The sequence below is a fragment of the Sinorhizobium prairiense genome (genome assembly GCF_029201645.2).
Lineage (GTDB): Bacteria > Pseudomonadota > Alphaproteobacteria > Rhizobiales > Rhizobiaceae > Sinorhizobium > Sinorhizobium meliloti_A.
The window spans coordinates 165,019-185,968 of sequence record NZ_CP104131.1 but is presented as its reverse complement, the minus strand read 5'-3'; the positions used below and the strand labels follow the sequence as shown (position 1 = coordinate 185,968).

The window sequence follows — 20,950 nt, the reverse complement described above, 5'->3', positions numbered from 1 at the left end:
ATGCGAGAGATTTTGCCGAACATTGCCGGAAATTACCCGGGTTTGAAATTTAATTATCCGTATCCCGCACTTTCTTTACTTTGGTTTCAAACTGGTCTCCGGTTGGCACTACAAGGCGGGCACAGTCGAGCGCAGCCGTTTGCTTGCCGACGGGACTCGGCTATGGTCGCGCCGGCGCGCCTCTCCGCACGGCGTGGCTCGATGTAAACAGGGTAAACTTCAGATGATCTTCTCCTCCGACAACTGGGCCGGCGCCCATCCGGCGATCGCCGAAAGTCTGGTCACGAATGCGCAGGGCTATGCTTCCGCCTACGGCACGAGCGAGCTCGATCGGAAGGTGGAACAGCGCTTTTCGGAGATTTTCGAGAGGGAGGTCGCGGTATTCTTCGTAGGCACCGGAACCGCCGCAAACTCCCTTGCACTTTCGAGCGCCAATCGGGCGGGCGGAATCGCTTTCTGCCATCGCGAAGCGCATGTGAACGTCGACGAGTGCGGCGCGCCGGAGTTCTTTCGCACGGCGCGAGGCTGTGCCCGGTCGAGGGCGCCCGCGGCAAGATGGAGCCGGCGAAGCTCGAGGCCGAAATTCGGCGGTTTCCGAAGGAGAACGTCCATGGCGGTCAGCCGATGGCGGTGACGGTGACGCAGGCGACCGAGAGCGGCACCGTCTATTCGCTCGACCAGATCGAAACGATCGCCTCGATCGCCCGGTCTCATAAAATACCGCTGCACATGGATGGCGCTCGTTTCGCCAATGCCCTGGTCAGCCTTGGGACGACACCGGCCGAGATGACCTGGAAGCGTGGGGTCGATCTGCTCTCCTTCGGCGGAACGAAGAACGGCTGCTGGTGCGCCGAGGCGCTGGTGCTCTTCGACCTTTCGAAGGCGCAGGAGATGCACTTCCTGCGCAAGCGCTCGGCACAGCTCTTCTCCAAGTCGCGCTTCGTCGCCGCCCAGTTCGACGCCTATTTCGCCGGAGATCTCTGGCTCGATCTCGCGCGCCACGCCAACGCGATGGCGCAGCGCCTCGCCGACGGCATCACCGCTTCGGCCGGGAGCCGGCTCGCCTGGGCGCCCGATGCCAACGAGGTCTTCGTTGTGCTGAAGCGGGAGGCCGCCGGCCGGCTGCAGCAGCAGGGCGCCCTTTTCTACGATTGGGAAGTGCCGCACGATCTCGAAGGCAACCTCGCGGAAGACGAAGGTCTCTATCGCCTGGTCACCAGCTTCGCCACCCGCGCCGAGGACGTCGATCGCTTCGTCGCCGCCTGCTGATGCATGGCAGATGTCGAAGCGCGCCGCATGAAATCGCTTGAATGCGACACGCATCGCGACCGATGGAGCGGGATGAGGAAAAGTGCGTGCGGTTTTCCGCCCGCATCCCGCGTCTCAACTTCTCGGAAGCGATCGCGTTCATGTTTTTCGTCGACCCGATCTGAAAACATCGTGATCTAGTGCTTGCATCCGGCTTCCGGATGGGCTTACACGGCAAGCACCATGCGCCGTTATCTCCCCGACACCTTTACCATCCTCCTGATGCTGACAGTCGCTCTCGCAGCGGTTTTGCCCATCGACGGAGCCGCCGCGGCCTGGTTCGCCATCGCGACGAAGCTTGGCGTCGGCCTGATCTTCTTTCTCCACGGCGCACGGCTTTCGCGCGAGGTCGTCATTGCCGGTTTCCTGCATTGGCGGCTGCACCTGGCGATTCTCTTTCGACTTTCGCCCTTTTCCCGCTCATCGGCCTCCTGGTGGGTTTCGTCCCGTCATGGATCCTGCCGCCGTCGCTCTATACCGGCATCCTTTTCCTCTGCGTTCTGCCTTCGACGGTACAGTCGTCGATCGCGTTCACGTCGATGGCCGGCGGCAATGTTCCGGCAGCCGTCTGCGCGGCGTCGGCATCCAACATCCTGGGCGTGTTCCTGACGCCGCTTCTCGTCGGCGTCATCTTCTCGGCCGGCGGACATGGCGGCGTATCGCTCGACGCGATCGAACAGATCCTCCTCCAGCTGCTTGCGCCCTTCGTCGCAGGCCAGATCCTGCAGCCCTGGATCGGCGGCTGGATTCGCGCCCGCAAGAAACTGCTCGCACCGGTCGACCGCGGTTCGATCCTGATGGTCGTCTATCTGGCTTTCAGCCAGGCCGTCACGGCAGGCCTCTGGCAGTCCTTCACCCTGACGGACCTCACCGTTTTGACGGTAATCGAGATTGCTCTCCTCGCGCTTATTCTGGCGGCCACCACATTCGGCAGCCGGCTTCTCGGCTTCGACCGCGCGGACGAAATCGCCATCACCTTCTGCGGATCGAAGAAGAGCCTGGCGAGCGGCATTCCGATGGCAAGCGCGATCTTCGCCGGACAGAACATCGGCATGATCGTCCTGCCGGTCATGTTGTTCCATCAGATCCAGTTGATGGCCTGTGCGGTCATTGCCCAGCGCTATGCCGCCAAGGCGGCAGAGCTCGAGGGAACCGCCGTCCCGGCTACGCCCACCTGAAGAGCATGAACGAAACGGCGCGTCGTCTTATCAAGCGTCGGTATCGTGGGATGACAGGAAACGAGAGACCGTTTCCAGGCACAAGTCCTTCTCCTCCACATGCGGCATGTGGCTGGAATGCTCGAACAGCACCCATTCGCAGCCCTTCACGCGATCCACATACGGCTTGACGACGAGCGGCGTGGCCTCGTCGTATTTTCCGGAAATCAAAAGGGTCGGCGCTTCGATCCGCATCAGCCGGTCCTCGATCGTCCAGTCCTTCATCGTGCCTATTACGTGGAACTCGGTCGGGCCGTTCATGTTGCGATAGACCGTATTGTCCTCGTCCATGATCGCAAAGGTGCGCGCGACTTCCGCAGGCCACGGCGTGACGCGGCAGACATGGCGGTCGTAGAAGACGCGCGAGGCGGCGATGTATTCCGGATCGGTAATCGTCCCGGCCTGCTCATGCCTGAGCAACGTATCCTGAACCGCCTTCGGCAGTTCCCCGCGCAGGCGATTGGCTTCCGCCACCCAGGTATGCATGTTGGCCGGCGAATTGGCGATGACGAGCGCCTTCAGACCCGTGGGCTTCAGAACCGCGTGTTCCGCACCCAGCATGCCGCCCCAGGACTGTCCGAGAAAGGCATAGCGATCCTGGATGCCCAGATGCTTCAGCAGCGCGTCGAGTTCCCCGAGGAACAGGTCAGGTGTCCAGAAATCCGGGCCCTTGTCCGGAAGGCGCGTGGAGTTGCCGTTGCCGAGCTGGTCGTAGTGAATGACCGCGCGTCCGTCGATCTCGCTGATCCCCTTGAAGGAATCGACGTAGTCGTGGGTGCAGCCCGGTCCGCCGTGGGCAACGACCAGCGGCAGCTTGCCGCTGTCGAGCGAACCGGTGATGCGATACCAGGTCTGGTACTCGCGAAAGGGCAGGAAGGCTTCCTTCGACGCGACGGCGGCCACATGCATCTCCATGTCTGACGGACAACGGAGGGAACATAACGCGGGGCTTCAAGCCGTGGCAGCTATCACAAGTTATAGGATGGGCGCTCTTCGAGCAGCCGGTAGTGCGTGGCGCGGACAACCGCCTGGGTACGGTTCTTAGCGCCGAGTTTCTTGGCCGCGGCGTTGAGATGCATGACCACGGTCGGCACAGAACGGTGGATGATGCGCGAAATTTCCTTGGCCGAGTGACCCTCGGCGGAATGGCGGAGGCATTCGCGCTCCCGCTCCGTCAGCCTCGCGGTGCCGGCGTTGAAGGCCTGCGCGTCGAACAGCGAATAGGCCGCCTCGTGAAACACATGGGCAAGCAGGTTGAAATCGGCGATGTACCGCAGCGCATGCCGCTCGAATGCCCGGTTGCCGCCGAAACGCACACCCGTGACCGTCGCATAGTCGCCGCGCGGCATGTGGACCGGCACGGTGACGCCGGTCGACATGTCCCGTTCGCTCAGATAGCGGGCGACGGGCGCCGTATCATCGCTCATGAAGCGTCTGATCAGCGTGTCCGCATCGGGATCATAGTTCCAAAAGAACGGAGTTGACGTGCGCAGCGCCACCTGCTGCACGGGATCGATGCGGAAATAGCCGCGATCGAACCAGTAGTCGTGCATATCCTCCGAGATGTTGCGAAGTTTCAGCAGCGACGGGACCATGATGGTACCGTCGAGATCGCGGGGCACCGGCGTATAATCGTAGATCAGCGCCTCGAAGCCGATCGCCTTCATCGCCTCGAACACCTGGTCTATACGGCCATCCAGCGTGTCGTGCGCGGTGAACTGGTTCCTGATCGTCCCGAGTTCGTCAAACATCCTTGTCTCCGGTCCCGGTCACTCGCCAACCTATCACTTCTTATAGCTGGGCGCCGGTTGGCCTTTCGGATAAAATTTAGCCGTGCTCAAATATTGAGCAAGCAGTTTCTTTGCCGGGGCGGTCAATGTGGCGTGATATCGAGCCGGAGGCGCGACACGAAATCGAAGTCGATGGCTACAAGGTGGTGGCCTACAGCTTCGGTTCGGGCCCGGAGACCTTGTTCTGCCTGAATGGCGGGCCGGGACTCCCCTGTGACTATCTGCGCGAGGCCCATTCGTGCCTCATCGACAAGGGCTATCGCGTCGTCGCCTTCGATCAGCTCGGCACCGGCGCCTCCGACCGCCCGACCAATCCTTCGCTCTGGACGATCGGCCGATATGTCGAGGAAACCGAAACGGTTCGCAAGGCGCTGGGGCTCGGCAAGGTGCACATGCTCGGCCATTCCTGGGGCGGCTGGCTGGCGATCGACTACGCGCTGACATACCCGGAAAACCTGCAGACGCTGATCCTGGAGGATACGGTCGCCGACATGCCGCACCTCGTCACCGAGCTTGAGCGGCTGCGCGCCGCCCTCGGCCCGGAGACCGTCGCCATGATGCAGAAGCACGAGGCGCAGGGCACATACGATCATCCCGAATATTTGGCTGCCATTACCATCCTGAACTATCGCCATGTCTGCCGCCTGCCGGAATGGCCCGCACCGGTACGCCGGTCCCTGGACGACTGGAACATGGGTCCTTACGGCACGATGCAGGGCCCGAACGAGTTTCTCTATATCGGCAATCTCAAGGACTGGAACCGCATTCCCGACCTCCCCGGGATCAAGGTTCCGACGCTGATCACCACGGGAGAACACGACGAGCTCACGCCGGCCTGCGCGTTGAAGATGAAGCTCGCCATCCCGGATGCCGAGCTCAGGGTTTTCGCCAATGCAAGCCACATGCCGTTTTACGAGAACCCGGCGGACTATTATCCTGCGCTGATCGATTTCCTGTCGCGGCACAGGCCGAATTGATGCAAAACATGGCGAGAGACATCCGAACGAGACGGAGGCGCGCGCATCGCCATGCATCGCTATAGGTTCGTCCTCACTCGGCCGTTGCAGTTCCTGCCGGTCATCTTCGGGATCAGCATCATAACCTTCATTCTGGTGCGGCTCATCCCCGGCGATCCGGCGCGCAATCTGCTCGGAGCCCGCGCCACCCCTTCGGCCATCGCCAAGATCCGCGCCCAGTACGGCCTCGACGAGCCTATGTGGCAGCAATATTTCTACTTTTTGAAGAATCTCGCCGATGGCGAGATGGGCAAGTCGATCCTCTACAAGATCGATGTCCTGAAGCTTATCGCCACCCGTATCGAGCCGACCGTCGCGCTCGTGCTGTCGAGCGTCGTTCTGGCGGTTCTCATCGCCGTGCCCATGGCGGCGCTTGCAGCGCGTAACTCCGGCAGGGCGCCGGACCATATCGTCCGGATTGTTTCCACTTTCGGCATCGGCTTTCCGCCGTTCTGGCTCGGCCTGATGCTGATGATCCTTTTCAGCGTCAAGCTGGATCTGCTGCCGGTGTCCGGCTACGGGGCGACCTTCGGTGACAAGCTCGCCCATCTGATCCTGCCGAGCCTGACGGTCGCTCTTTCCCTGTCGACGGTGCTGGTTCGCAGCCTGCGCGCGGCAATGATCGAGTCCCTGAAGTCAGACGTGGCGACAGCCGCCCGCGCGCGCGGCATGCCTGAGCGCATCGTCTTCTGGCGGCATGTCGTTCCGAATTCGCTGGTGCCGACCATCAACCTTCTGGCGGTCAACATCGGCTGGCTGATCGGCGGCACGGTCGTGGTCGAAAGCGTCTTTGCCCTGCCGGGCATGGGACAATTGCTGGTACGCGCCATCTTCTCGCGCGATTACATGGTCGTGCAGGGTGTCGCCATGGTGTTTGCCTGCGCCACTGTGCTCGTCAATTTCGTCGCCGACATCGTCACCGTCGCCGTCGATCCGCGGGTGAAACTGTGAGCGCCGGTACGGTGTCCTCGTCGCCGGCCGGCTGGCGGTTGCTCTTCGGCCGGAGGCCGGCCCTCGTCATTGGCGCGGGAATCCTGCTGTTTTTCCTGCTGGTGGCGATCGGCGCACCCGTCCTCGCCCCCTATGACCCGATCCTGCAGAACGGCGCAGCCCGCTTGCAGCCGCCGTCGCTTCTGCATCCGTTCGGCACCGACAACTTCGGCCGCGACCTTCTTTCACGCGTCATCTGGGGCACACGCATCGACCTGCAGATCGCCTTGATCGGCGTCGCCTTCCCCTTCGTCATAGGAACGATCGTCGGCACCGTCGCCGGCTTCTTCGGCGGCATTGTCGACGCGCTGTTCATGCGCCTCGTCGACATTATCCTCGCCTTTCCATTCCTCGTATTGATGCTGTCGATAATCGCCATTCTGGGCCCGGGCCTCGGCAGCTTCTATATCGCCATGGCGCTGGTCGGATGGGTTTCCTATGCCCGATTGATCCGGGCACAGATTCTCGTTCTGAAGAACAGCGACTATGCGGTGGCCGCCGTCAGCCTTGGTTTCGGCCGCTTCCGCATCATGTTCCGGCACTTGCTGCCCAATGCCATTGCCGGCTCGATCGTCTTTGCCATGTCGGATGCCGTCCTGGTGCTGCTGAGCGGGGCGGCCGTCAGCTATCTCGGTCTCGGCGTCCAGCCGCCGGTCGCCGAATGGGGCATTATGGTCGCGGAGGGCCAGAGCTTCATCACCACGGCCTGGTGGATCACGCTGTTTCCCGGCCTTTCCATCGTCTGCCTTGCCTTCGGCTTCAGCATGCTGGGCGACGCGCTCGGCGAATTGCTCGGAGTGCACGAATGAGCGTCTCGGTCCTGTCTGTCCGCGACCTGACCGTGAAGGCGCATCTCCAGGGAGAGACGCGCACGCTGCTGGATGGAGTCTCGCTCGACCTGGCCAAGGGCGAGATCCTCGGCCTCGTCGGCGAAAGCGGATCGGGCAAGAGCCTGCTCTGCCGCGCGCTGGTTCGCCTCCTGCCATCATCCTTGCTGAAGATCGAAGGCGGTGCGGTTCTCCTCGCAGAGCGCGACCTCACTGCCGTCACCGACGCCGAGATGCTGGAGGTACGCGGCGCCGAGATCGGCATGATCTTCCAGAACCCGACCAGCCACCTCGACCCGGTCATGCGCATCGGCGACCAGATCGCCGAGGGCATCCGCTACCATCAGGGCCTGAGCGGCCGCGATGCGCGGGCGGCAGCGGTCGAGATACTGGGGCAGGTCGGCTTCCCTGACCCCGCCCGCCAGTACGACAGCTACCCGCACGAGCTTTCCGGCGGCATGCGTCAGCGGGCCATGATCGGTGTGGCCCTGTCCTGCAATCCGCAAATCCTCATAGCCGACGAACCGACCACCGCGCTCGACGTCACGATCCAGGCGCAGATCCTGAAACTCCTGATGGACATCCGCGACAGACGCGGCCTGTCGATCATTCTCATCACCCATGATCTCGGCATCGTGGCGCAGACCTGCGACCGCATTGCCGTGATGCGCGGCGGAAAGCTGCTGGAACAGGGTCCTAAACGGACGATCCTGTCCGCACCGCAGGACCCGTACACGGTTCGCCTCATCCACAGCCATCCATCCATGCCTGATGCGGTGCCCCCGCCATCAGTCTCCCAACGCCCTTGCATGGAACGACAAGGCCCCTTCTGGAGATCGATGACCTGCATGTGCGCTTCCCGTCGGGCGGCAGTCTTTTCTGGGGTAAGAACGCCAGGACCGTCAGCGCCGTTTCAGGGATCAACCTGCAGATCATGCCCGGCGAAACGGTCGGTATCGTCGGCGAATCCGGCAGCGGCAAGAGTACGCTTGCCCGCGCCATGCTGGGCCTGACGCCGATTTCCGCCGGTCGCGTCAGCTTCGACGGTATCGATCTTTCTCAGCAGAGGGGTGCGGGTCTCGCCAGGCTGCGACACGAGTCTGCCATGGTCTTTCAGGATCCGTTCAATGCACTGAACCCGCGTCTGACCATCGGCCAGACTCTTGCTGAAGTTCTGAGAGTGCAGAAAAAGATCGGCGGAGCCGACATTCCGGCACGCATCGGCGAGCTGCTGGACCTTGTCGGCCTCGAGCGCGAATTCGCCCACCGCAAGCCGCGCAGCATGAGCGGCGGCCAGTGCCAGAGGGCGGGCATCGCCCGTGCGCTTGCCGTCGATCCGAAGCTGATCATCGCCGACGAATGCGTCGCAGCACTCGATGTCACGATCCAGGCGCAGATCGTCGACCTCTTCCGCAAGCTCGCCCGCGACCTTAACCTCACGCTGATCTTCATCGCCCACGACCTCGCGATCGTGCGCAATCTGTGCGAACGCACCGTGGTGATGCATCGCGGAGAGATCGTCGAGGAGGGCCGCTCCGAGGACGTCTTCTCCCGGCCGAAACATCCCTACACCGCCGCATTGATCGCCGCGATCCCCGACATCGATCCCGACAGGTCGTTGCTCGGCCCTACCGATGCGGCGCCAGTGGAACCGATCCTGTCCGTCAAACGCCTGCCACAATAACGAAGGGAACAAACAATGATCAAAAGGTGGAACAATATCGGCCGGGCCGCTTTCGCAGCCGCCCTTATGCTCAGTGCCGGTTATGCGGAGGCCGCCGGTATCCTCTCCATCGGCCGCCGCGAAGATTCGACGACTTTCGATCCGATCAAGTCGGCCCAGAACGTCGACAACTGGGTGTTCTCCAACGTCTTCGACGTGCTTGTCCGCGTAGACAAGACCGGCACCAAGCTGGAGCCCGGCCTCGCCGAAAGCTGGACCCTTTCCGACGACGGCCTGACCTACACGTTCAAGATCCGCGACGCGAAGTTCTCGGACGGCTCGCCGATAACGGCCGAGGATGCCGCCTTCAGCTTGCTGCGCATACGCGACCACGAAGGCTCTCTGTGGAGCGACAGCTACAAGATCGTCGAAACCGCCGAGGCGGCCGATCCGAAGACACTGGTCGTCAAGCTGAAGACGCCCTCCGCCCCCTTCCTGTCGACGCTTGCCCTTCCGAACGTCTCGGTGCTTTCCAAGAAAGCCGTCGAGGCTGGCGAGGACGCCTTCGCCGAACTGCCAACGGCATCGTCCGGCGCATTCACCGTCAAGGAGTGGCGGCGCGGCGACCGGGTCATCCTCGAAAAGAATCCGAACTTCTGGCAGGCGGATCGTGTGAAACTAGACGGCGTCGAATGGATTTCCGTTCCGGACGACAACACGCGCATGCTGAACGTCCAGGCCGGCCAGCTCGACACGGCGATCTTCGTTCCGTTCTCGCGCGTCGAGGAATTGAAGAAGGACCCGAACCTCACGGTCCACATCGATACCTCGACCCGCGAAGACCATCTGCTCATCAACCATGAGCACGGCATGCTTGTCAAAAAGGAAGTGCGCCAGGCCCTGGATATGGCGATCGACAAGAAGGCGATCGTCGACACGGTCACGTTCGGCCTCGGCACGGTCGCAAATTCCTACATTCCAAAGGGCTCGCTCTATCACTACGACGCCAACTACCAGTATCCTTACGATCCGGAGAAGGCCAAAGCGATGCTGGCCGAGGCGGGGGCATCGGACCTGACGCTGAACTATGTCGTAAACGCGGGCAACGAGGTCGACGAGCAGATCGCCGTGCTGCTGCAGCAGCAGTTTGCAAAGGCGGGCGTCACGGTCAATCTGCAGAAGGTCGACGCGAGCCAGAGCTGGGACATGCTCGTCGCCGGGGACTACGATATCTCGGTGATGTACTGGACGAACGACGTCCTCGATCCGGACCAGAAGACCACCTTCGTGCTCGGCCATGACACAAATATGAACTACATGACCCGCTACAACAGCGAGAAAGTGAAGGAGCTTGTCGCAGCGGCACGTCTGGAACTCGATCCGGCGAAGCGCGAGGCCATGTATGTCGAGATCCAGAAGACGGCGAAGGACGACGTCCACTGGATCGACCTTTACTACAGCCCCTATCTCAACGTTTCGCGCAAGAACATCGAGAATTTCTACCAGAACCCGCTCGGCCGATTTTTCCTGGAAGATGCGGTGAAGAACTGACGGTTTGCCCGTCACAGGCATCCCGGCAAAACGAAGACGGCGCCCATTTGGACGCCGTCTTTTCATTAGTGCGCAGCTTCAAAGACTTTAGAGCCTTTCAATGCTTCCATGAAACAGGGAAGCGCTCTAGGCGGTCTGCGCCTCGATCTGCTTCGGCTGCGAAGCCGCCGCGGTGATCTCGATGCGGCGCGGCTTGGCCGTTTCCGGGATATTGCGCAGAAGATCGACGTGGAGCAGGCCGTTCTTCAGCGAAGCGGACTTGATCTCGACGTGGTCGGCAAGCTGGAAGCGGCGCTCGAAGGCGCGCTTGGCTATGCCGCGATGGAGAAACTGGGTTTCCTCACCCTTTTCTTCGCTCTTTTCGCCCTTGATCGTCAGCGTGTTTTCACGCGCTTCGACCGAAAGCTCGCTTTCGTCGAAACCGGCAACGGCCATGGTGATGCGATAGGCGTTTTCGCCGGTGCGTTCGATGTTGTAAGGCGGATAAGTCTGCGACTGATCCGGCTGACCGAGGCTATCGAGCATGGTGAACAGACGGTCGAAGCCGACAGTCGAGCGGTAGAGGGGAGAAAAATCAAAGTGACGCATGATGTCGTCCTCCATAAGAGCAACGGTTGCGATGTCTGGCCTGCCACCCCGTTCCGGCTGTGGCTCGACCGGTGAGCGGACCCTTCTTCGGCGCCCGCGGAGAAGACATGGGAATGCCCGCGCGCGAGTTCAAGAGGGATGCCGTCGGCGCTTCCTGAACAATGGATGAACGACGGGTTCGGCCGCCGTTCAGCCGCCGTGGGCTAGAAAGGAGACACTGGGTCTTCCCAGGGCTGAAGTGACATGTCCCTTCTCCCTTCAGCGGCCGGAAACGGTGATCGTCCGGATTTCATCCACCGTTTCCGGCTTTTTTCTTTGACGGGTGGCGGGCCGCCGCCTATCCCTATCTGCATGTTCCTTCTGGCCCGCTCCCCATGACCACTCTCCTTCATTCGATGCCGGAAAATCCGATGCCGGGCGATCCGGTGGTGGGCTTTTTCGACGGAGCCGGCAACCGCAAGATCCGCTACGCGGTGTTCAGGTCGAAGGCCCCGGTCATTCGCGGCACCATCGTCCTGCTGCAGGGTCGCAACGAGTCGATCGAGAAATATTTCGAAACGATCGGCGATCTCGTGGCCGCCGGTTTCTGGGTCGCGACCTTCGACTGGCGCGGACAGGGCGGTTCCGAACGGCTGTCGCCGCACTGGACCCACGGCCATGTCGAGGATTTCACCGATTACGAGCGCGACCTGACTATTTTCCTCGACGAGATCGTCCTGCCCGACACCCGCCTGCCCTTCTCGATCGTCGCCCATTCCATGGGAGCGCTCGTCGCCCTGTCGCTCGCTCCCATGCTCGCAAGCCGGATCGACCGGATGGTGCTGCTTGCCCCCTTCGTCGGCCTGGGCGGTCAGGCGATCGGCGAACGGGGTATCGGGGCGATCGCGACGGCCATGCGCTGGATCGGCCTCGGGAGGCTGCCGCTGAGCGCCGACAAAGGCAACCGTACCCCTTTCAAGGGCAATGTGCTGACCGCGGACGAGCGGCGCTACGCTCGCAACCTGGCGCTCATCGATGCGCGTCCGCAATTGCGGGTCGGACCGCCGACCGCCCGCTGGCTGAGCGAAGCTTTCAAAACGATCCGGCGCGTCCTCAAGCACGAACATCTGACGAGGATCACCATACCCGCCGTCATACTCGCCCCGACGGCCGATAAGCTCGTGCCGTATCTACCGGTCGAGCGGCTGGCCAGCAATTTCCGTGCGGGGCATCTGATCCCGATCGACGGCGCGCGGCACGAGCTCCTGCAGGAGGCCGACCGCTATCGCGCCCAGGCGCTGGCCGCGATCCTGGCCTTCCTGCCGGGCGCCGACGCCGAGGATCCCGCGTCCCTGCCGCGGCAGTTGGAAGAGGCTTAACCCCGGCCCTTGAGGGTCTCAAGCGCCTGCGCATGCAATTCGCGGCTGCCGGCAGCTATGATTTCGCCGCCCATTTCCGCCGGCCCGCCCTTCCAGTCGGTGATGATTCCGCCCGCCTGCTCGATCAGCGGAATGAGCCCGCCGACGTCGTAGGGCTTCAGGCCGCATTCGACGACGAGATCGACATGGCCGGCTGCGAGCAGCGCGAAGGCATAGCAGTCGCAGCCGTAGCGGAAGAGCCGCACCTTCTCCTGCAATGCCTCGAAGCGTTCCTTGAGCTCGCCCGTGTAGAGGTGCGGGGATGTCGTGAACAGGACGGCATCCGAAAGCGCACGGCAGGGCCGTGTGGCGAGCACCCTCTCTCCGTCGGGTCCCCGATAGAGCGCCTTCTCGCCGTCGGCGAAAAATCGCTCGCCGGTGAAGGGCTGGTCCATCAGCCCCATGACGGCCTTGCCGTTCCGGTAGAGGCCGATCAGCGTGCCCCACACCGGCAGGCCGGAGATGAATGCGCGGGTCCCGTCGATCGGGTCGATGACCCAGACGAGCTCGCGGTCGAGGCCGATATTGCCGTGCTCTTCGCCGAGAATGCCGTGTTCCGGAAAGCTGCTCTCGATCAAAGCGCGGATCGAGGCCTCCGCCGATCTGTCGGCTTCCGTCACCGGGTCGAAGCCGCCTTCGAGCTTGTTGAGAACACTCGTACCGACCCGGAAGCGCGGCATGGTTTCGGCCTTGGCGGCGTCGGCGAGACGGTCGAAGAAGGTACGGTCGGGCAGCATGTCGCTCTCTGCGAGGAAGGAGGTTCGATCTGAATAGACGAAATTCAGCGAAAGGCAACGGACCGACGTCGGCTGCCGCTTCCGTGAGGCGCGCCGGAAGACGGCGCCCTGTACCGATACGAAAGTCTGGGTCTTCGAATCTTGACAATTGTGCAGCGCAGCATTACAGTTTTTCTGCAGTCACTCGTGGCTGCAAATACCCTCCTTGGGTGTTTCCTCCCTAGACTTGACCGCGCCGCTGGCGCGGTTCTTTTTGAGCAGCGTTGCGCCGCCGGGCACGCAAAAGCCCTTTCGCGTTGCTATTCCGCGGCCAGCGGCAGATAGGCGGCGAAATCCTCGACGTGCCGCGCGAGCGCCGCGATAAAGGTTGCGAGGTCGGCCTCGAGTGCCGCAAATCCCGGCTTTTTGATCAGGGTTGCCTCGTCGACATAGAGGCCGCGGTTGATTTCGATCTGCAGCGCATGCAGTCCACGCGTCGGGCGGCCGTAATGTTCCGTGATGAAGCCGCCGGCATAGGGCTTGTTGCGCGCGACCGCATAGCCGAGCTGCTCCAGAAGCTCCACCGCCACCCGGGACAGTTCCGCCGCCGCACTCGTTCCGTAGCGATCGCCGATAATGAAGTCCGGGCGATGGCCGCTTCCCGGCAGATGCACGTTGCCCGGCATCGAGTGGCAGTCGATGAGGATCGACATCCCGAACTCGACATGGGTGCGGGCGATCAGCTTTCTGAGCGTCGCATGATAGGGCTTGTAGATCGTCTCGATGCGCTCGAGCGCCTGCTCGACCGGAAAACGGCCACGATATATTTCCATATTCTCGGCGACGAGGCGCGGCACGGTGCCAAGGCCGCCGGCAACACGCATCGAACTGATATTGGCGTGCGGCGGCAAGGCGCCATCGAACATGCGCGGGTCGAGTTCGTAGGGTTCGCGGTTTACGTCGAGGAAGGCGCGCGGGAAATGCGCCCGAAGCAAGGGCGCCCCCAGAAACGTGGCGCTGCGAAACAGTTCATCGACGAAATGGTCTTCGGAGCGGCGGATGGAATGCGGATCAAGGCGCGACTGGTCGAGAAAGAACTGGGGATAATGCCGGCCGCTATGCGGCGAGTTGAAAACGAAGGGTATCCTCTGGCTTGCGGGTTCCAGAACCTCGAAAAACTCCCACTTAACCGCTTCCCCCATCGGAACCCTTTTTACCATGTCCGGTTCTTGCTATTCAGATCATGTTGCCAGTTGGTCGCCTCTGTGTCCATAGTGGCCGCCCGCTGGTTCAAGGGACTTGATCGCGCCCGTTCACCAGATATTTACCATGTTGCGGTTTGCTGAGCTGCCGCAATTCACCAGCATCCAGAAGAAGTAGCCACGGCCAGATATGACTGCGAAAATCCTCCTTGCCGAAGACGACAACGACATGCGCCGGTTTCTAGTGAAGGCGCTGGAAAAGGCTGGCTACAAGGTCCTTTCCTATGACAACGGCGCCAGCGCCTATGACCGGCTTCGCGAAGAACCCTTTTCGCTTCTCCTGACCGATATCGTCATGCCGGAGATGGATGGCATCGAGCTCGCCCGCCGTGCGACCGAACTCGACCCCGACCTGAAAGTGATGTTCATCACGGGCTTCGCCGCCGTTGCGCTGAACCCGGATTCCAAGGCGCCGAAGGATGCTAAGGTCCTTTCCAAGCCCTTCCACCTGCGCGACCTCGTCAACGAGGTCAACAAGATGCTGGCGGCCTGAGCAGCGAACTTATATGCGCCGAGCTTTCCGGCGCCCCCTTTGCCGAAGCCTGAGACGCGCTCCGCGCAAGCATTGCCTCGACGCCGCCCTCGATCACCAGCATCGAGGGGGCTTCGTTATTTCAATGCGTTAGCGCGCTCGCCGGATCTGCAGGAGGTCCAAAAAGAGTGCCGGTCCCCCTGAAATCATGCCGCGCGGACCTTGCGCAATTTCTGTCAAAAAACCTTCGAAGAGCCTATTGACGCGGGCGCCGGTTTTGTGGTCTATGCGCCGCATCGGATGGGCGTGTAGCTCAGCGGGAGAGCACTACGTTGACATCGTAGGGGTCACAAGTTCGATCCTTGTCACGCCCACCATCCCAGTTTCAAAAGGGCTTACGGGAGACCGCAAGCCCTTTTTCAATTCCCCCAGCCTCGCTGATCCGAGCAGAGCATTTTCGCCCTTAACCGAAGCCGAGACCGAAACCCGTGAACGGCGGCGATTCTGCCGGCTTGCCGAAAGCGCGCGCGGGATTTTCGAATCGTTGTCACATGGTTTTCATGTTCGCTTGTTAAGAGATACCACCTCGCCATTGACCACGGATGTACTGGCATCGGCTGAAGGTGTTGAGGAAGGTCGGGTTCAGCCCGGCCTTTTTTCTTGCGCGGAGCCGTGCCGGCGCCGGCGCGCGCCGCCGGAAATAATCTGGCGCGGAAGATGACGCGCGCGCAATTTTGCGCTACTACCCCCTGCAACGGCGCTCTGCGATCGCCACATCCGCCTAATGACATTCGTCCGTGAAGGAACACGTTCATGCCTGCCTATCGCTCCCGCACCACCACCCACGGCCGCAACATGGCCGGCGCCCGCGGCCTCTGGCGCGCGACGGGCATGAAGGACAGCGACTTCGGCAAGCCTATCATCGCGGTGGTGAACTCGTTCACGCAGTTCGTGCCGGGCCATGTGCATCTGAAGGACCTCGGCCAGCTCGTCGCGCGCGAGATCGAGGCGGCCGGCGGCGTCGCCAAGGAATTCAATACGATCGCGGTCGACGACGGCATCGCCATGGGCCATGACGGCATGCTCTACTCGCTGCCCTCGCGCGAGATCATCGCCGACAGCGTCGAATATATGGTGAACGCCCATTGCGCCGACGCCATGGTCTGCATCTCCAATTGCGACAAGATCACCCCCGGCATGCTGATGGCGGCATTGCGCCTCAACATCCCGGCCGTCTTCGTCTCCGGCGGGCCGATGGAGGCCGGCAAGGTGGTGCTGCACGGCAAGACGCATGCGCTCGACCTCGTCGACGCCATGGTCGCTGCCGCCGACGACAAGATTTCCGATGAGGACGTCAAGATCATCGAGCGCTCCGCCTGCCCGACCTGCGGCTCCTGCTCCGGCATGTTCACGGCCAATTCGATGAACTGTCTGACCGAGGCGCTCGGCCTGTCGCTGCCCGGCAACGGCTCGACGCTCGCGACCCATGCCGACCGCAAGCGCCTGTTCGTCGAGGCCGGCCACCTCGTCGTCGATCTGGCGCGCCGCTATTACGAGCAGGAGGATGAGCGGGTGCTGCCCCGCAACATCGCCACCAAGCAGGCGTTCGAGAACGCCATGGCGCTCGACATCGCCATGGGCGGCTCGACCAATACGGTGCTCCACATCCTTGCCGCCGCCTATGAGGGCGAGATCGACTTCACCATGGACGATATCGACCGGCTGTCGCGCAAGGTCCCGTGCCTGTCGAGGGTCGCTCCGGCAAAAGCCGACGTGCACATGGAAGACGTACACCGGGCCGGCGGCATCATGTCGATCCTCGGCGAGCTGGACAAGGGCGGCCTTATCAACCGCGACTGCCCGACTGTCCACGCCGAGACGCTCGGCGACGCCATCGACCGCTGGGACATCACCCGCACGTCGAGCGACACTGTCCGAAACTTCTTCCGCGCCGCTCCCGGAGGCATTCCGACGCAGGTCGCCTTCAGCCAGGAGGCACGCTGGGACGAGCTCGATACCGACCGCGAAAACGGCGTCATCCGGTCGGTCGAACATCCCTTTTCGAAGGATGGCGGCCTCGCGGTACTCAAGGGCAACATCGCGCTCGACGGCTGCATCGTGAAAACCGCGGGCGTGGACGAGAGCATCCTGAAATTCTCCGGCCCGGCGCGCGTCTTCGAGAGCCAGGACGCCGCCGTGAAGGGCATCCTCTCCAACGAGATCAAGGCCGGCGACGTCGTCGTCATCCGCTACGAGGGGCCGAAGGGCGGACCGGGCATGCAGGAAATGCTCTACCCCACGAGCTACCTGAAGTCGAAGGGTCTCGGCAAAGCCTGTGCGCTGATCACCGATGGACGTTTCTCCGGCGGCACCTCCGGTCTTTCGATCGGCCACGTCTCGCCCGAGGCGGCGAACGGCGGAACGATCGGGTTGGTGCGCGAAGGCGACATGATCGATATCGACATTCCGAACCGCACCATCAGTCTGCGGGTGGACGAGGCCGAGCTTACCGCTCGCCGCGCCGAACAGGACGCCAAGGGTTGGAAACCGGCCGAGCAACGCAAGCGCCGCGTAACGACCGCGCTCAAGGCCTACGCGGCCTTTGCGACATCAGCCGACCGCGGCGCCGTGAGAGATCTGGGCGACCGTTAAACTAACGGCATTGCAGCTGTCGAAAAGGCTCCCGCCGCGGCGGGAGCTTTTGTTTCGGAGCTGCCAATTCACATGTGCCGCGTCTCGGCCGGTGCATTCCACCAGTTGTTGTGGAGCCCGTCCATATATTGGATCGGCAGGGCCGCAAACTCGGCAGGATCGACCCCGTCGAGGCATGCGACATTGATGGAGACGAAGGCGCCGCCGATCTCTTCGACATAGCCGTGGCCATAGGGCGTCACGCCGCACGCCGTGCAGAACCGATGATGGCCGCTCATCGTGCCGAACTGATAATCGCCGATGCCTGCCTCCTCGCACATCAGCCGGAAATCCTCCGGCTTCACGCTCGCGCCCCAATAACGCAGTTTCGAGCAGTACGAGCAATTGCAGCGGCTGGTTCCCGCTTCGAGATCGATGTCGACCTCGAACCGGATCCGTCCACAGTGGCAGCTGCCCTGATAGGTCTTTTGCATCCTCGTTTCTCCCCGTTTGGATCTAAATGTTCGAGACATTCCTTGATGTTCAATGATCGCAGGCTTGCCAAGCATCGAACATAGTGACAACATGTTGTCATCTAAGCGGAACGACAATATGTTGTCAATATGAATCCAAGCTCTCGTACACCGCCCGGCGACGCCTTCGCAGAGTTCGCCATCTCGGTCCTTCGCCTCGCCGGGCATCTGACCTCCGAAGGAGATAGGCTCGCGCAACCATCCGGCCAGAGCAGCGCCCGCTGGCAGGTTCTGGCCGCGGCTCGACATGCTGCCATGTCGGTTGCCGATACCGCGCGCGCGCTCGGGCTCGCCCGGCAGGGGGTACAGCGCATTGCCGACGTTCTGAAAGCCGAGGGTTTGATCGAGTACCGGGACAATCCCGCACATCAGCGCGCGAAGCTGATTGTGCTCACGTCGCGGGGCGAGACGGTCCTCGCCGAGATCACCGCACGCCAGACCGTCTGGGCGAATGAGCTTGGCAGCGAAGTCGGAGAGGAAAAGCTGCGGCGGGCGACAGTGCTCGTCGGAGAAATCATCGCGCTCTTCCGCGAGCGCGGTGCGGCGGCCCCGCCGTAAGCGCCGCCGGCAAAACGGTTGTTGCAAACGAAGACGGCAGCGGCGGTGTCGCCGGCTATCGCTACGCTACCCTTCCGCTCCTCGTTCCCGTGCCTGTCACCGGAATCCAGCCAGCCCAAGTCCTTGGGCTGGAAAGAACTCCCGCGCCACGGGCGTAGCGCTGCTGGTCCTTGTGACAAGCACAGAAATCAGGAAAACACGAAATCACAATGATCTCAGGTCGGGCCGATCTGAAATCATGAACGGTTCCAAGAAGACGCGGGATGCGGACGGAAAACCGCAAGCAATTTTCCTCATCCCGCTACAAGCGCAAGCAACCGTCCGTCAGCCGCCGCGCTCGATTTCCGCGAAGATCTCCTCCGCGGCTGCCTTCGATTTTCCGGGATACTTGATGCCCTTGACCGCTTCGAGGTTCGTCGGCTCTCCGACCACGATGGCGCCGATCATGCCCATGCCCAGATGCGGCGTGCATTGATACATGTAGACACCGGGCTCGCTCAGTGTCACGCTGACCTCTTCGTTGATCTTGCCCTTCCAGCTCTCTGCCCCTTCCGGCGCACCGCCCTTCATCAGAGCTGAATTGTGCCCCTTGTTCGTCGCCACGAAGGTGATGGTGTCTCCGGGCTGGGCACGCACGACTGCGGGCTCGAATGCCATTATCCGGCCGTCGGCGGCCTTGTTCAGCATTTCGATGCGAAATTCCTCGGCCTGTACCTGACCTGCGTACGCCGCCCCCAACATCGCCAAAAGCATCATTCTTGTCTTCAACGCACTCTCCTCTGCTTGACGAGTAACGCTCGCATGACGCCGATCACTCGGCCTTTCCGGCAACCGTCGAGACATAAAGCGCAACGGCCTCGATTTCTTCGTCCGTGAGGATTTCGTTGGCCGGCATCGGGCCTATGCCGTTGATGACGGCCGTGCTCACCCTCTCCGCGTCGGGTGCGAGTTCGTCGAGATTGGGTCCAACTTCCCCCACGGCCTCCGCATCCGCCAGCGTATGACAGAGCGCACACTGCGGTTCCGACCGTTCGAGGAATATCTCTTTACCGAGTGCAAGCTTGTCTTCTTCGGCGGATGCCGTGATCGTCGACAGGCCGATGGTTACGCAGGTGAGCACGGCCGCGATCCGGCGGCTTGAAGCATAGGTCATGTTCTGATCCGAAACTGATAGGGGAAGATCGTGAAACAGGGTTCCGCGGCATGCGCAGCGGAACCCTTCCTTTCATCAGGAGACGGTGAGCTTGACGCCCGGCGCACGCCAGCCGTTATGGCTGTAGCCGCCTCCATTCATTTCGCTTTCCTCGGGCTGTACGTTGCCCTCGGTATCCGTCGCACGGCTGACGAGCGTGTAGGTCCCGGGCGCCAGGTCGGCCGAGAGGACGAAGACGCGCCAGGCGAAACGTCCAAGGTCGGGTCCGACGAACTCGGCTTCCTGCCACGTCTGGCCGCCGTCCACAGAGACTTCCACGCTCTTGCAGGCATTCATTCCGCCGAAGGCGACGCCTGCAATCTGAACCGGGCCCGCTTTCGCGGCCTCCTGCGCGGTGGTGATCCAGGACTTCACCGGCTGCTCCCAGACCGATGGCTGGTCGGGCGCACCTTTTTGCCCGAGCGCATGAAGGCGATAGCTGGACTTCTGGATCTTCGCGTCCGTCTCTGCCTCGGTCAGGGCGACCGTCTTGACATATTTGATGTTGTTGACGCCCGAATAGCCCGGAACGACCATCCGTAGTGGCCCCCCGTGGGCGAGGGAAAGAGGCCTCCCGTTCATTTCCCATGCCAGGATCACATTGTCGAGGTTCGAGATCGGGACCGAGCGCTCGACCACCAGAAGCTTGGGGTCGAGACCTGCCGGAAGCTCCTCACCGCCCGTCCCCGTGATGAAGCGGGCGCCTTCGGCAGGCCCGCCCAGGGCCTCGACAACGGCCTTCAGAGGGACGCCGCTCCAGATGACGCAGCCCGCAGCACCCACCGTCCAGGGCGTGCCGCTCATTTTCTGACCTTCCGTCAGTTGATCCTTGAAATATTTGCGTCCATTGCCCGAACATTGCAGAACAGTCGCCGCCGTCACCAGGCCCAGAGTCTTCAGCTCGGCAACCGTGAGCGTCCGCGGCTCCTTTACGCCTGATATCTCCACCTTCCATCCGTCGCGATCGGCAAGAATCGATTCGGGAGGCGTGTTGACGTTGTTGCGGATGTAGAGCTTATCCTCGGGCGTGATGACGCTGGTGCCGAACTCGCTCCGCTTGGTCTCCAGCGTCTTGTCACTGTGAACGATCAGCGCGTCGGCGTCTTTCCAGGCAATGTAGTCGGGCAGAGGCTTCGTTTCCTTCGCCTGCGCAAGCCCACCGGTACCGGCAGCGACGACAGCTCCGGCGCTCCCGGTCAGAAAACTCCGCCGCTTCATGGTCAGCAAGTCAATCAAGTC

The 20,950-nt window shown here is 62.2% G+C and carries 17 protein-coding genes, 1 tRNA gene and 3 pseudogenes; 12 read left to right on the top strand and 9 right to left on the bottom strand.

Features of this window, described 5'->3' with window-relative positions; translation table 11 throughout:
* Positions 1-223: 223 nt before the first annotated feature.
* Positions 224-1,269 (top strand): annotated as a pseudogene (locus tag N0Q91_RS03540) (threonine aldolase family protein).
* A 222-nt stretch (positions 1,270-1,491) separates the two neighbouring features.
* A pseudogene (locus tag N0Q91_RS03535) lies at positions 1,492-2,486 on the top strand (bile acid:sodium symporter family protein).
* 30 nt (positions 2,487-2,516) lie between these two features.
* Here N0Q91_RS03535 and N0Q91_RS03530 read toward each other — a convergent pair.
* The gene (locus N0Q91_RS03530) at positions 2,517-3,440 is read right to left on the bottom strand and encodes a proline iminopeptidase-family hydrolase (protein ID WP_033057556.1); all 924 of its coding nucleotides are present in this window, start codon (positions 3,438-3,440) and stop codon (positions 2,517-2,519) included.
* Positions 3,441-3,493: 53 nt separating this feature from the next.
* Positions 3,494-4,276 carry a helix-turn-helix transcriptional regulator gene (locus N0Q91_RS03525; RefSeq protein WP_018096762.1) on the bottom strand — a complete coding sequence of 261 codons (783 nt, stop codon included), beginning with the start codon at positions 4,274-4,276 and terminating at the stop codon, positions 3,494-3,496.
* A 125-nt stretch (positions 4,277-4,401) separates the two neighbouring features.
* Between N0Q91_RS03525 and N0Q91_RS03520 the strand changes: the two genes are divergently transcribed.
* The 5 genes and pseudogenes from N0Q91_RS03520 to N0Q91_RS03500 all read left to right on the top strand — a co-directional run bounded on the left by N0Q91_RS03520 (position 4,402) and on the right by N0Q91_RS03500 (position 10,362).
* Complete coding sequence (locus N0Q91_RS03520) at positions 4,402-5,292, top strand: proline iminopeptidase-family hydrolase (RefSeq protein WP_275597347.1); 891 nt, start codon at positions 4,402-4,404, stop codon at positions 5,290-5,292.
* A 51-nt stretch (positions 5,293-5,343) separates the two neighbouring features.
* Positions 5,344-6,282, top strand: coding sequence for an ABC transporter permease (locus tag N0Q91_RS03515; protein ID WP_018096760.1), 939 nt, complete (start codon positions 5,344-5,346; stop codon positions 6,280-6,282).
* Entirely contained in the window at positions 6,279-7,130 is an 852-nt protein-coding gene (locus N0Q91_RS03510; RefSeq protein ID WP_100672922.1) for an ABC transporter permease, read from the top strand. Before N0Q91_RS03515 ends, N0Q91_RS03510 begins: the two co-directional genes overlap by 4 nt.
* A pseudogene (locus tag N0Q91_RS03505) lies at positions 7,127-8,832 on the top strand (dipeptide ABC transporter ATP-binding protein). The gene N0Q91_RS03510 and the pseudogene N0Q91_RS03505 overlap by 4 nt, the downstream one beginning before the upstream one ends.
* A 15-nt stretch (positions 8,833-8,847) precedes the next feature.
* Complete coding sequence (locus N0Q91_RS03500) at positions 8,848-10,362, top strand: ABC transporter substrate-binding protein (RefSeq protein WP_275597346.1); 1,515 nt, start codon at positions 8,848-8,850, stop codon at positions 10,360-10,362.
* A 126-nt stretch (positions 10,363-10,488) separates the two neighbouring features.
* Here the strand turns inward: N0Q91_RS03500 and N0Q91_RS03495 are convergent, their stop codons facing one another.
* Positions 10,489-10,950 carry an Hsp20 family protein gene (locus tag N0Q91_RS03495; protein WP_003531141.1) on the bottom strand — a complete coding sequence of 154 codons (462 nt, stop codon included), beginning with the start codon at positions 10,948-10,950 and terminating at the stop codon, positions 10,489-10,491.
* A 374-nt stretch (positions 10,951-11,324) separates the two neighbouring features.
* Here N0Q91_RS03495 and N0Q91_RS03490 point away from each other — a divergent pair, with 374 nt between their 5' ends.
* Complete coding sequence (locus N0Q91_RS03490; RefSeq protein WP_100672919.1) at positions 11,325-12,308, top strand: alpha/beta fold hydrolase; 984 nt, start codon at positions 11,325-11,327, stop codon at positions 12,306-12,308.
* On the opposite strand, the gene hisN is transcribed toward N0Q91_RS03490, so the two are convergent.
* The gene (gene hisN / locus N0Q91_RS03485) at positions 12,305-13,084 is read right to left on the bottom strand and encodes a histidinol-phosphatase (protein WP_018096753.1); all 780 of its coding nucleotides are present in this window, start codon (positions 13,082-13,084) and stop codon (positions 12,305-12,307) included. The two genes, N0Q91_RS03490 and hisN, sit on opposite strands and share 4 nt — an antisense overlap.
* A 299-nt stretch (positions 13,085-13,383) precedes the next feature.
* Positions 13,384-14,265, bottom strand: a complete 882-nt coding sequence (locus N0Q91_RS03480; protein ID WP_020487499.1) for an N-formylglutamate amidohydrolase — start codon at positions 14,263-14,265, stop codon at positions 13,384-13,386.
* Between the two features lie 190 nt (positions 14,266-14,455).
* On the opposite strand from N0Q91_RS03480, the gene cpdR1 reads away from it, so the two are divergent.
* From cpdR1 to ilvD, 3 genes are all read left to right on the top strand, one after another.
* Positions 14,456-14,818, top strand: coding sequence for a response regulator CpdR1 (cpdR1, locus tag N0Q91_RS03475; RefSeq protein ID WP_003531148.1), 363 nt, complete (start codon positions 14,456-14,458; stop codon positions 14,816-14,818).
* Positions 14,819-15,099: 281 nt separating this feature from the next.
* Positions 15,100-15,174, top strand: a tRNA-Val gene (locus N0Q91_RS03470).
* 436 nt (positions 15,175-15,610) lie between these two features.
* Complete coding sequence (gene ilvD, locus N0Q91_RS03465) at positions 15,611-17,449, top strand: dihydroxy-acid dehydratase (protein ID WP_275597345.1); 1,839 nt, start codon at positions 15,611-15,613, stop codon at positions 17,447-17,449.
* A gap of 68 nt (positions 17,450-17,517) precedes the next feature.
* Here ilvD and N0Q91_RS03460 read toward each other — a convergent pair whose 3' ends face one another.
* A complete protein-coding gene (locus tag N0Q91_RS03460) occupies positions 17,518-17,922 on the bottom strand; it encodes a GFA family protein (protein ID WP_018096749.1) in 405 nt (134 codons plus the stop codon).
* Positions 17,923-18,051: 129 nt separating this feature from the next.
* Between N0Q91_RS03460 and N0Q91_RS03455 the strand changes: the two genes are divergently transcribed.
* Positions 18,052-18,519 carry a MarR family winged helix-turn-helix transcriptional regulator gene (locus tag N0Q91_RS03455; protein ID WP_100672916.1) on the top strand — a complete coding sequence of 156 codons (468 nt, stop codon included), beginning with the start codon at positions 18,052-18,054 and terminating at the stop codon, positions 18,517-18,519.
* Between the two features lie 324 nt (positions 18,520-18,843).
* Here N0Q91_RS03455 and N0Q91_RS03450 read toward each other — a convergent pair whose 3' ends face one another.
* From N0Q91_RS03450 to sorT, 3 genes are all read right to left on the bottom strand, one after another.
* The gene (locus tag N0Q91_RS03450; RefSeq protein ID WP_100672915.1) at positions 18,844-19,287 is read right to left on the bottom strand and encodes a pseudoazurin; all 444 of its coding nucleotides are present in this window, start codon (positions 19,285-19,287) and stop codon (positions 18,844-18,846) included.
* 43 nt (positions 19,288-19,330) lie between these two features.
* Positions 19,331-19,672 (bottom strand): SorU family sulfite dehydrogenase c-type cytochrome subunit, encoded by a 342-nt coding sequence (sorU, locus tag N0Q91_RS03445; RefSeq protein WP_018096746.1) that lies wholly within the window; start codon positions 19,670-19,672, stop codon positions 19,331-19,333.
* 75 nt (positions 19,673-19,747) lie between these two features.
* Positions 19,748-20,947, bottom strand: coding sequence for a SorT family sulfite dehydrogenase catalytic subunit (gene sorT, locus N0Q91_RS03440; protein WP_198516770.1), 1,200 nt, complete (start codon positions 20,945-20,947; stop codon positions 19,748-19,750).
* Positions 20,948-20,950: the final 3 nt, after the last annotated feature.

Bases quoted from the DNA above. Each gene is read 5' to 3' on its own strand.
- N0Q91_RS03530 (WP_033057556.1), bottom strand. From the start codon at position 3,440: ATGGAGATGCATGTGGCCGCCGTCGCGTCGAAGGAAGCCTTCCTGCCC.
- N0Q91_RS03480 (WP_020487499.1), bottom strand. From the start codon at position 14,265: ATGGGGGAAGCGGTTAAGTGGGAGTTTTTCGAGGTTCTGGAACCCGCA.
- ilvD (WP_275597345.1), top strand. From the start codon at position 15,611: ATGCCTGCCTATCGCTCCCGCACCACCACCCACGGCCGCAACATGGCC.
- N0Q91_RS03500 (WP_275597346.1), top strand. From the start codon at position 8,848: ATGATCAAAAGGTGGAACAATATCGGCCGGGCCGCTTTCGCAGCCGCC.
- N0Q91_RS03490 (WP_100672919.1), top strand. From the start codon at position 11,325: ATGACCACTCTCCTTCATTCGATGCCGGAAAATCCGATGCCGGGCGAT.
- N0Q91_RS03525 (WP_018096762.1), bottom strand. From the start codon at position 4,276: ATGTTTGACGAACTCGGGACGATCAGGAACCAGTTCACCGCGCACGAC.
- N0Q91_RS03455 (WP_100672916.1), top strand. From the start codon at position 18,052: ATGAATCCAAGCTCTCGTACACCGCCCGGCGACGCCTTCGCAGAGTTC.
- N0Q91_RS03460 (WP_018096749.1), bottom strand. From the start codon at position 17,922: ATGCAAAAGACCTATCAGGGCAGCTGCCACTGTGGACGGATCCGGTTC.
- cpdR1 (WP_003531148.1), top strand. From the start codon at position 14,456: ATGACTGCGAAAATCCTCCTTGCCGAAGACGACAACGACATGCGCCGG.
- N0Q91_RS03520 (WP_275597347.1), top strand. From the start codon at position 4,402: ATGTGGCGTGATATCGAGCCGGAGGCGCGACACGAAATCGAAGTCGAT.
- hisN (WP_018096753.1), bottom strand. From the start codon at position 13,084: ATGCTGCCCGACCGTACCTTCTTCGACCGTCTCGCCGACGCCGCCAAG.
- sorU (WP_018096746.1), bottom strand. From the start codon at position 19,672: ATGACCTATGCTTCAAGCCGCCGGATCGCGGCCGTGCTCACCTGCGTA.
- N0Q91_RS03495 (WP_003531141.1), bottom strand. From the start codon at position 10,950: ATGCGTCACTTTGATTTTTCTCCCCTCTACCGCTCGACTGTCGGCTTC.
- N0Q91_RS03515 (WP_018096760.1), top strand. From the start codon at position 5,344: ATGCATCGCTATAGGTTCGTCCTCACTCGGCCGTTGCAGTTCCTGCCG.